This is a genomic window from Nostoc sp. UHCC 0251 (assembly GCF_034932245.1).
Classification (GTDB): Bacteria; Cyanobacteriota; Cyanobacteriia; order Cyanobacteriales; family Nostocaceae; genus Nostoc.
On record NZ_JAYGHD010000414.1, the window covers coordinates 1 to 10,480 of the forward strand.

The 10,480-nt window shown below is 40.9% G+C and carries 10 protein-coding genes and 1 pseudogene; 5 read left to right on the forward strand and 6 right to left on the reverse strand.

What is annotated here, in order from left to right:
• Positions 1-154 precede the first annotated feature (154 nt).
• The gene (locus VB740_RS33785) at positions 155-1,123 is read right to left on the reverse strand and encodes a glycosyltransferase (protein WP_323204185.1); all 969 of its coding nucleotides are present in this window, start codon (positions 1,121-1,123) and stop codon (positions 155-157) included.
• Between the two features lie 141 nt (positions 1,124-1,264).
• Positions 1,265-2,605 (reverse strand): carboxyl-terminal processing protease CtpB, encoded by a 1,341-nt coding sequence (ctpB, locus tag VB740_RS33790; protein ID WP_323204186.1) that lies wholly within the window; start codon positions 2,603-2,605, stop codon positions 1,265-1,267.
• A 310-nt stretch (positions 2,606-2,915) separates the two neighbouring features.
• Here ctpB and VB740_RS33795 point away from each other — a divergent pair, with 310 nt between their 5' ends.
• On the forward strand, positions 2,916-3,614 hold the full coding sequence (locus VB740_RS33795) for a YdcF family protein (protein WP_323204187.1): 699 nt from the start codon (positions 2,916-2,918) through the stop codon (positions 3,612-3,614).
• A 1-nt stretch (position 3,615) separates the two neighbouring features.
• Here VB740_RS33795 and VB740_RS33800 read toward each other — a convergent pair.
• The 4 genes and pseudogenes from VB740_RS33800 to VB740_RS33815 all read right to left on the reverse strand — a co-directional run.
• Positions 3,616-3,759, reverse strand: a pseudogene (locus VB740_RS33800) (Txe/YoeB family addiction module toxin); the annotation flags it as partial.
• A 12-nt stretch (positions 3,760-3,771) separates the two neighbouring features.
• Positions 3,772-3,924, reverse strand: a complete 153-nt coding sequence (locus tag VB740_RS33805) for a hypothetical protein (RefSeq protein ID WP_323204188.1) — start codon at positions 3,922-3,924, stop codon at positions 3,772-3,774.
• Entirely contained in the window at positions 3,921-4,163 is a 243-nt protein-coding gene (locus tag VB740_RS33810) for a type II toxin-antitoxin system Phd/YefM family antitoxin (RefSeq protein WP_416291172.1), read from the reverse strand. Before VB740_RS33810 ends, VB740_RS33805 begins: the two co-directional genes overlap by 4 nt.
• A 288-nt stretch (positions 4,164-4,451) precedes the next feature.
• On the reverse strand, positions 4,452-5,654 hold the full coding sequence (locus VB740_RS33815) for a 3-dehydroquinate synthase (protein WP_323204190.1): 1,203 nt from the start codon (positions 5,652-5,654) through the stop codon (positions 4,452-4,454).
• Positions 5,655-6,135: 481 nt separating this feature from the next.
• On the opposite strand from VB740_RS33815, the gene VB740_RS33820 reads away from it, so the two are divergent.
• From VB740_RS33820 to eboE, 4 genes are all read left to right on the forward strand, one after another.
• On the forward strand, positions 6,136-6,999 hold the full coding sequence (locus VB740_RS33820) for an EboA family metabolite traffic protein (RefSeq protein ID WP_323204191.1): 864 nt from the start codon (positions 6,136-6,138) through the stop codon (positions 6,997-6,999).
• A 52-nt stretch (positions 7,000-7,051) separates the two neighbouring features.
• A complete protein-coding gene (locus tag VB740_RS33825; protein WP_323204192.1) occupies positions 7,052-8,014 on the forward strand; it encodes a TatD family hydrolase in 963 nt (320 codons plus the stop codon).
• 116 nt (positions 8,015-8,130) lie between these two features.
• Positions 8,131-9,063: a UbiA-like protein EboC gene (gene eboC, locus VB740_RS33830; protein WP_323204193.1), complete on the forward strand. Its 933-nt coding sequence runs from the start codon at positions 8,131-8,133 to the stop codon at positions 9,061-9,063.
• A 147-nt stretch (positions 9,064-9,210) separates the two neighbouring features.
• Entirely contained in the window at positions 9,211-10,431 is a 1,221-nt protein-coding gene (gene eboE, locus VB740_RS33835; RefSeq protein WP_323204194.1) for a metabolite traffic protein EboE, read from the forward strand.
• Positions 10,432-10,480 lie beyond the last annotated feature (49 nt).

Here is a 10,480-nt window from a genome sequence, read left to right on the forward strand (position 1 = left end):
TAAGCATACCAAAAAACGGCATTAACTCATCAAAGTTGACTTGCCAGACCACTAGTAGTCCATTAATGAAACTCTGCGGGGTTTATGGTCAGAGAAAATCAAGTTCTTTTGTCCCTACAGAATTGACCGCTCATATTCCAGCATCCTATTATTGTTACAGTCGAGCAATTATCTTGGCATTCTCTGGCAGCTTGGCGTTTCGTTGCCCAGCAGTACGTGCCCTAGCTGTAAACAAACCAATGGGAGTATTTAATAAATCTACAAGGGAGGCTTGACCGGCGATCGCCTTTTTAATATCCCTTGGTATTTCCTTAAATAACCAACGTGCCAAACGATAGCCGCATTCTTTGGGTGTAATCTCTCGCATTAAATCTACACCATGCAGTTCGTGTAGATAGCGATTTGAGTATCCATAACGCCGCCATTGACTTTGCAGTTCTTTGAGTGTAGCGCGGTGGCGGTGCTGAACGATCGCATTCGGGGCAAGTTCCAAACGCCCGATGTTTTCCCCCAAAATCCGCCAGCAAATATCGGCATCGCCACCACTGGTAAGATAGGGACGAAATAATCCCGCTTTTTCTAAACCAATGCGTCGAATCCCTAAATTAGCGGTTTGACCATAGGGACGAAAGGAATGGTTAAGGGTATGCTTTTGCGACAAAGTTTCTTGACGGGCTGCGTGTTGTTCTAGCAGAGTTGTGCCTGGTAGTGCCAAAATTTCACCAGCGACAATTATCACTTCTTTGTTGACAAAAGGCTGAATCAATGCTCCCAACCATTGCGGTTGTGGACGACAATCAGCATCGGTAAAAACTATAATTTCACCTGTAGCGGCGCGAATCCCAGTATTACGAGCAGCATAAGAGCTTTGAATCTGGTTTTCGCTCAAGGGGCGAATTGTAATTGGGCAATTTTCGGCAAATGTTTTGAGGATGGTGAGAGTGCGATCGCTACTATTATTGTCCACCAACAAGTACTCTACCCGATCTTTTGGGTAAGTTTGAGACAACAGACAATTGATTAACTCTGGTAAATCCGCTTCACCGTTATAAATAGGAACAACCACCGACACCATTGGTAAAAAACTGGTGGGGGTGGTTGTATCAACTGGCTGATGATTCATAAATCTAAAATTTCGGTTTAGGATTAGTAGCTATTATTCCCAATCCAAAATCCTAGAACGGTATATCAAGCAGTTTTCATAACTCCAAAAATCTGGATTTGGGAATACTACTATATAAACACCTGAAAACAAATCACTCACCTAAAATTTTAGGTTATCGGCGCGGCTCATAGGTCGAGTGGGCTGATTTGCCGGCGGTTGGGCAAAGTTATTATTTGATAAAATTGCGATCGCACGCGCATATTGTGGATCACTCTTAGTTCCAATTAAATCTGGATTAGTAGCCAACTGCCGCTCTTGTGCCTCTGTCAAGTCTAGCTTGATATCTGGCGTAATCCCTTTATGATTAATATCCGTTCCGGCAGGGGTGTAGTAATGGGCAATGGTGACAGCCAAGCCGGAACCATCTGCGAGTTCATGTACTGACTGCACTAAGGCCTTACCAAAGGTTTGACCACCTACGACTACCGCCCGCTTATTATCCTTGAGTGCCCCTGTGAGGATTTCGCTAGCACTAGCTGAATTACCATCTACTAAGACCGCCAAAGGACGATTTGTTAGAGCAGTGCGATTGGCTTTAGTTTCTTCAGTGCCGCCTACACGGTTTACTGTTTTAACAATTCCGCCGTTATCATACCACATCCGAGCAATTTCAATGCTCGCCTGCAACAAACCGCCAGGATTTCCCCGCAAATCTAAGACATAAGAATCGGCTTTCTTAGTGTTCAAATCGCGGATGGCTCGTTGCATTTGTTCTGCGGCGTGAGCGCTAAATTCCCGCAAACGGATATAGCCAACGCGGCGATTTCCTTCTTGTCTTAGGGTATGCCGTACCGTTGGCACTTCAATATTTGCCCTTGTCAGCTTTAAATCAAAGGCATTTTGCCCTTTCCGTCCCAGCTTTAGCTTGATGGGAGTACCTGCTTTGCCACGAATTAGCTTGGAGGCGTCATCCACTTTCATTTTGAGGGTGGGTTTGCCATCAATGCCCAAAATTTCATCGCCTGCTTTGATCCCAGCTTTTAGCGCCGGGGAATTTTCTATGGCTTCGACAACAGTGAGTCGCTGGGTTTTTTCGTTTACTTCCATCCGAATGCCAATACCAGAGACTTCCCCAGATGTTTGGCTAGTAAGAGCTTCAAACTGTTTGGGGTCCATGAATCGAGTGTAAGGATCTCCCAACTTTTGTAAAGCTTCGCGGATGGCAGCATAAGCTTCTTCCCGAGAAGAATAGTCTTTGCTCAACAGGCTTTGTCTAGTTGCTTGCCAATCTTGTTGATTAAATTTGCCATCAACATATTCATGATTCACCAGTTGCCATACTTGGTCAACTATCACTTTCGGGCTGTCTTGTAGGGCTAGAGAGGCACGGACAGCACGAGTCCAAGCGGGGCCGAACACAGACATCGTAGCAGTAGTGGCGATCGCTCCACCAATCAAGGCTACTTGGAGCGGCGAGTAACTTTTCGCAGATTGGTTCATGTATATTAGCTGGAATAATTGTGTTGTTGACAGTTTAGCAATCAGGCTTTCCAGAAAATTTTAAGTTTTTATACTCCAAACTAAGCTATTCTCTATTCATCATTTTTATTGTTAAATGATGCTGACAATACTGCATTATTAACAATGATTTCTCAGTTTGTTAGCCTTCTCCGGAAGGCTATAACTGAACGTGTGACACTTTGATTAGCGTCACGTTTGTACTTCTTTATTACTTTTATAAGATAGCACTTTGAGTACTGAATTGTAGCACTGTTAGACAACCATTAAATCAGCTTTTTTTACCTAAGTCATGAAACGTAAATTTACCATCAAATCGTTAATTTCTATTAAAAAAAAATCTGCTAATCGGTGGCAATTGTTACAAAAACTAGCTGGTGGATTGTACTTTGTCTTGGGCACTTGGCTGATTTTTACCACTATAACCTTAGTTTTTGCTTCTTCGCAGCCAGTAGATGCCTTCTTTGTGCTTGGTGGCAGTATTCGTCGAGAAACTTATGTTGCCCAACAAGCAAAACAATACCCGCAAACCCCAATTTTAATTTCTCATGGTTCCCCAGACCCCTGTATATGGTTAATTTTTCAGGCGGAATTAGCAGGGTTGCAAAACGTTTGGTTAGAAAAGTGCGCCAATTCTACCTTTGAAAATTTTTATTATGGTATTCCAATTTTGCGCCGTTGGGGAGTGCATAAAGTCATGTTGATTACCTCGCCAAGTCACTTACCCAGAGCCAAATGGATGGCACAGATTCTTTTGGGCGTTCATGGTATTTGGGTAGAGCCAGAGATTGTTCAGGAGGAGGGTATTCCTGGTAATCGTGAATCTTGGTTCAAAACTGGATTAGATGTGACACGCAGCTTATTTTGGGCGATTTTAAGTCTAATTATTCAACCGCAATGCTCAAATGTGACAAAACTTACCGAAGTAGATATGCAAGCTTGGGAGAATCAAGGTTTTCATTGTGAACACCAAGGAGGGTTGAAGAGATAACTTACTCGTAATGTGTCCACATACGAATTATCTTGACTACTTGCTCGGATTCGATGACCTCATATACCAACCGATGCTGTATATTTATCCTACGAGAATAAGCACCTGATAAGTCACTAACCAGCTTTTCATAGGGTGGAGGATTTTGAAAAGGATTTTATTCAAGGACTGCGAGTAATTCTTCGGCCTTTTCCCTTAAGTTACTAGAAGCTAATTTCTTCGCGTCTTTCTGGGCTTGTTTTGTGTAAATCAACTTCCAACTCGCTTCTTCGGGGTTTGGCAATTGCTCCTCAGACTCTTGGGGACTCACCAATCCAACTCTCCATCACATTCTTGGATTGGGGTTGCTAGTCCTTCTTTTATAGATTCTCGCATTCCAGGGACAGATAATAAGTAAAGAGTCTCCTGAATTGCAGACCAATCCTTTTCCGCCAGCAGAATCGCATTACCGCGATTTCCTCGAATGATCATAGGTTTACCCTGCTCTGCAACTTGATCGATGATCTCTTGCAAATTATTTTGAGCGTCGTTGACGGGAAGCGAAGACATCATAACTGTTTTGGCTCACGATCACTTGAATTTAGTATACTCAATTTTTATAATAAAATAGCTCCAGATATAGAAAACGCTTACGATTTTTTATTGACAAGTTATTAAGCTTTTTTCTTCTTGTTAAAGGACATTATGTAAAAAGTTTGGTGCTTGTAGATGAGGCGATCGCTGTAATATTGGTAACACGTAGCGACTTTGACTTTACAAGCACCTTACTCATTTTTTCATGTATGTCTTGAGCTTTGTCGATTGGCAGGCATTCTGCAATTGTATCCAAGGGATAAATTAATGCAAAAGTTCCCAATCTTGCAGCATAAAAATAGCATCTCTATACAAAGACAAATCCACGTGATTAACTTCAATTCCCTCTCCGATTCCTTGTAGAAGGGTGATGGTCAAATTTCCGCCCAAGTGTTCACGAAACTCGGTAAGCCCCCTAAATAGACAATGCGGATGATCTAGTTGATCTAATTGTTCTGTCAGTGCTGGTACGTACAAAGTAAAGCCTAATTTCTTGAGTGTATTTAGAACCCTTTGCCATTCAGATTGCAAGAGTTGACCTGTTAAATATGAATAGGTCGTATCCAAAGCAATGCCGATCGCAACAGCTTCACCGTGACGTAAGCTGTAATTAGTTAAATGCTCTAGTTTGTGAGCAGCCCAATGCCCAAAATCCAAAGGACGCGATGAACCCATTTCAAAGGGGTCGCCGCTACCAGCAATATGCTCTAAGTGCAACTGGGAACAGCGATAAATCAGCTTTTCCATTATGTCCATGTCTCGATTAGCCAATTTATCGGCATTAGCCATAATGAAATCGAAGAAATCTGCATCTTTAATCAGCGCGACTTTCACAGCTTCTGCAATACCCGAATGCCAATCTCGATCGTCAAGGCTAGTAAGAAAATCAAAGTCATTCAAGACAGCATAAGGTGGCATGAATGTACCCAAAAAGTTTTTCTTGCCGAAGGCATTGATTCCATTTTTTACCCCTACACCAGAATCATTTTGCCCTAATACTGTTGTCGGAACCCGTAACAGTCGAATTCCTCGGTGAGCCGTTGTTGCTGCGTATCCTGCCATGTCTAGGACGGCTCCACCTCCAATTGCTAGGACGTAGGAGTGACGGCACAATCCATCTACATTGATCCGTTGATGAATTTGCTCTATAAATCTAGAATCGTTCTTGACTACTTCTCCACCCGGAACTACTATCGGTTCACCGCTCAGTGTTAGTACATCTTCATAATACTGGGCATAGATTGATAATTTTTTTAGTAACCCATCTTGACACTCTAAAAATCCTTCATCTATCACTGCTAGAACTTGTTTTGGGGCTGTCTCCCCGTCTGTGGCGATCGCTTGTGCAAGTAAAGGATTATCTAACTGAAACAGACCTCTAGTGAAGTGAACATCATAGTTAAAGCTCACACGAACACATTGGTTAATTGTTTGCAGATTAAGAGCAGTTTTTTGTTGAATAGCCATTGGAATATTATTACTTTTTAAGTAAGTCTAAACATATACAATTCTAAAATCAAAACTGATTAATAAATAGGACAAAGGAAATGTTTATAAAGATTCAATTTTAAAATGATTTATTAGACAAGACTAGGTAATAAATTAATCGTGTTATTAAAGTTTGCTCACTCTATAATTAAAAGATAACCTAACAATAACTTGCAATTTGATTATTGTATAGACTTTATATTTAAGATGGGCTATAGATATCACTATTACATAAAATTCTAATTTTATTTGGTAAGATAATTTTATGTTTTATCTAATCAAAATGATATCTTTACAGTATCTTCTTTAACGTTGGGAAATTTTTATAGTTTCAGTGAAGTTATAATCTCAGTAGTATATTATCCAGTCCAGCTGCTTTAATCACAAAGTATCAAGTTTTGTGATATATTTTATACTTAGTTGTCACAAAAAAGTTGGGCAACTTCTCCTGAAATTCATCATGAGTAAAGTAAACAAGTTACTGCATCATTGGCTGTTAAAGTCTGTTTCAGAGAAAGCTTTTGCTTGGCTGGAACAGAAGCAGGCACAGATTGCTAGCGGCGCTGCTGAGAGAGTGTTTTTTACGGCTTTTAGTGCTGTGCCGCGTTATCTAGGTAAACAGGATTTGCAGCTAACATTCCAGGACTTGGAAGCAGCACAGGATGTAATTTCCGGTTGGTATCCTGGTAATTGGAGTGTAGATCAAGCAGGTCGCACACTCTTGCTTCTAGCTTTGCCCCATGATGATGCTGAGGGCTATGTGCGATCGCTTGATAAATTTTTCTCCACTGCCGATATGGGGGAGTTAGTTGTCCTTTATCAAAGTTTGCCGTTATTACCACATCCAGAGTTACATCGCCATCGCGCTGCTGAGGGAATTCGCAGCAATATGAGTAATGTATTCCAAGCCATAGCACTACGTAACCCTTATCCAGCAGATTATTTAGATAATGCTGCTTGGAATCAGATGGTGCTGAAGGCTGTGTTTGTCGGCAGCCCTTTGCATCTAATTTGGGGTCTGGATCGGCGTGCTAACCCAGAATTGGCGAGGATGTTAGTAGATTATGCCCATGAACGTTGGGCAGCTAAACGCTCAGTTACACCAGAACTTTGGCGATCTGTAGGGCGGTTTGCGGATAGCGCAATCATCACAGATTTGGAAAAAGTATTGGCTAATGGGGATATACACGAGCAAGAAGCAGCAGCATTAGCTTGTGCTGAGTCTCCTTTACCCCAAGCACAAGAATTACTTTCTCATTACCCAGATTTACAGTCATCCATTCAACAAGGTAATCTGACTTGGAGCAGTTTTAACCGCAAGTGAGTGGGGAGTCAGCAATGGAGATAAGGGAGATGAGGAGAATAACCCATTCTCAATGCCCCATGCCCCATGCCCAATGCCCAATGCCCAATGCCCAATCATTACAACCATGATGTTTATCGATCCTCACATTCACATGTGTTCGCGCACTACTTACGATTACTTAGTAATGCGGGAATATGGAATTGTCGCCGTTATTGAACCAGCCTTTTGGTTAGGACAACCCCGAACTAACGCTGGCTCATTTAAAGACTACTTCAGCAGTCTTGTGGGTTGGGAACGGTTTCGTGCTAGTCAGTTTGGCATTCAACATTACTGCACAATTGGCCTAAATCCGAAAGAAGCTAACAATGAAGCGCTAGCAGCTGAAGTTATGGAACTGCTACCACTTTATGCGTGTAAAGAAGGAGTTGTTGCCATTGGCGAAATTGGCTATGACGACATGACAGAAGCAGAAGATAAGTACTTTTGTCAACAGTTAGCATTAGCCAAAGAACTTGATATGTTGGTGCTAATTCATACGCCTCATCGTAATAAAAAGGCGGGTGCTAGTCGGAGTATGGATCGCTGTATTGAATATGGCTTAGATCCCTCACAAGTAATTATTGACCACAATAACGAAGAAACTGTTGAAGAAGTATTAGGACGAGGTTTTTGGGCAGCTTTCACGATTTACCCACAAACGAAGATGGGTAACGCCAGGATGGTAGAAGTTGTCCGTAAGTATGGATGCGATCGCATCATTGTAGATAGTAGCGCTGATTGGGGTATTAGCGATCCTTTGGCAGTCCCAAAAACGGCTCAGTTGATGTTAGATAGGGGCATTCCTGAAGAACACGTGCGAGCAGTTTGTTATGAAAATGCTCTAGCTGCTTACAGTCAAACTGGGCAGATGCAAGCATCAGACTGGCTTAATCCCCAATCTATTGATCAGCGTCAAATGTTCAATGGCAATTCTGTGCTACGGGGACAAGAACCAGGAATCAAATCAGTTTCAGATTATGTGTTGATTGAGTAAAAAATTGGGAGTGGGGAGTGGGGAGTGGGGAGTGGGGATGAAGAATTGCATAAATATCTGATTCATCTGTAATATGCGATTTATTTTGATAAATTATTAGGCACGGAGACAGATAAGTGAATGTTGCAAGCTTAAATTTTCAAAGCTGGCGGGGTTATCTAGAATTGATGCGTCCGGCTAACATTGTTACTGCTTGGGCGGATATTCTTGTTGGTTTTGCTGCTTCTGGTTCTGGGATTATTTTTGTTCAATTAATCAATGCAGAAGCAAGTTTTGCCCTCCTAGTTCCATTAGCTTGGTTGTTATTAGCTACAACTGGTTTATATGGCGGTGGTATAGTTTTTAATGATGTTTTTGATGCTGAATTAGACGCAAAAGAGCGACCAAATAGAGCAATTCCCAGTGGTCGCGTATCTCGGGAAAATGCTACTTTATTGGGGAGTATACTATTTGCAATAGGTATTATAGCTGCCTTTCAAGTATCCTGGTTGAGTGCTGCGATCGCTATATTTATCACTCTTTCATCCCTCCTATATGACTCATTTGCCAAACATCATCCTTTTTTTGGCCCTTTAAATATGGGTTTGTGTCGTGGTAGTAACTTATTATTAGGCGTAAGTGCTGTACCAGCAATGATAGGAGAACGTTGGTATTTAGCACTGATTCCTGTTATTTATATTGCTGCTATTACCGCAATTAGTCAGGGCGAAGTTCATGGAGGAAAGAAGATTACGGGAGTACTCGCGCTACTGCTAATTGCAATAGTTTTGACAGCAGTTTTAGCTTTAGGATTATTAGAAGATTATAGAGCGATCGCAGCACTACCATTCGCTATTTTCTTAGCTATCAGAATCTTACCTAACTTTATCAAAGCTGCACGTGAACCGATAGCCGAAAATATCCGAAATGCGGTAAAAATAGGCGTTTTATCTCTAATAGTTTTAGATGCAACTGTTGCATCTGGTTTTGCTGGTTTGTATTACGGTTTATTCGTTCTAATCTTGCTACCAATTTCGATGAAATTAGCACGACTATTTGCTGTTACTTAAATTTCAATGTATACACCCAGTAATACCATTAATCGGCTGTAGGGGCGCATAGATGTGCGCCCCTAACCATGAATATGTAGCAAGTAGTTTGCGAAATAGTTTAAGTCAAAGAAAACAGATTACATATACAAGGGATAGAGCTAGAAAATGAAAATTACAAACAACAATAATTTTCACTTAACTTATTGCAGCAATATTCATCCTGGTGAAAGTTGGCTAGAGGTTTTCGCCAATTTAGAGAAGTATATTCCCGAACTCAAATCACGTTTATCGCCGACAGAACCTTTTGGTATTGGCTTGAGGTTAGCAGATGTTGCGGCAAAAGAACTTTTAGAAAGTAATAACTTGGCTCAATTCCAAACTTGGCTGACTCAACAAGATTTATATGTTTTCACCTTAAACGGATTCCCTTATGGTGGATTCCATCGACAGGTGGTAAAAGACCAAGTTTATGCACCAGATTGGTCTACACAAGAAAGGGCTGATTATACATTAAACTTGGCACACATTTTAGCTAGTCTATTACCCCAAGGACTTGATGGCGGAATTTCTACATTACCATTATCCTATAAACCTTGGTGGGTAAAAGACCAAGCAACTTTTGAGACTGTTGTGAAAAAGAGTTGTTTGAACATAGCATCAGTTGTTGTAGAAATGATTCGCATCTATGAAGAAACAGGAAAGATACTTCATATTGATTTAGAACCTGAGCCTGATGGTTTAATTGAAAATACCTCAGAAATAATTGACTTATATCAAAATTGGTTATTGCCAATTGGCGGTAATTATTTATCAGAAAAACTAAATATTGAGCAGAATTTAGCAGAAACTAAATTGCTAGGACACGTTCGGGTTTGTTATGACACCTGCCATTTCTCAGTTGAATATGAGGAACCGCAATCTGTATTTGCACGTTTGGAATCGGCAGGAATTAAGATTGGCAAAATTCAAATCAGCGCTGCAATTAAAGTAAAAATACCTGCTGAGGTTGAAAAGCGTAGTTTGATAGTTGAACGCTTACGTCCTTTTGCAGAATCTACCTATCTTCACCAAGTAATAGAACGTCGCAGTGATGATACACTCCATCACTATCCTGACTTAATAACTGCATTACCTCATTTAGAGCAATCTCTAGCTGAAGAATGGCGTACTCATTTTCATGTCCCAATTTTTATTCATGATTATCAGATTTTGCAATCTACGCAAGATGATATTGCTACTGTTTTACATCTACTTCAGACAAACAATGCTTGTTCACATTTAGAAATTGAGACTTACACTTGGGATGTATTGCCGTCAGAAATGAAGATAGATATGCTGACTTCTATTCAGCGAGAATATGAATGGGTATTAAAAGAATTCACGTAACTGCCCAGGTAGGAATACCAGGAATATTCCCATGAGGGAAGAAAGATGG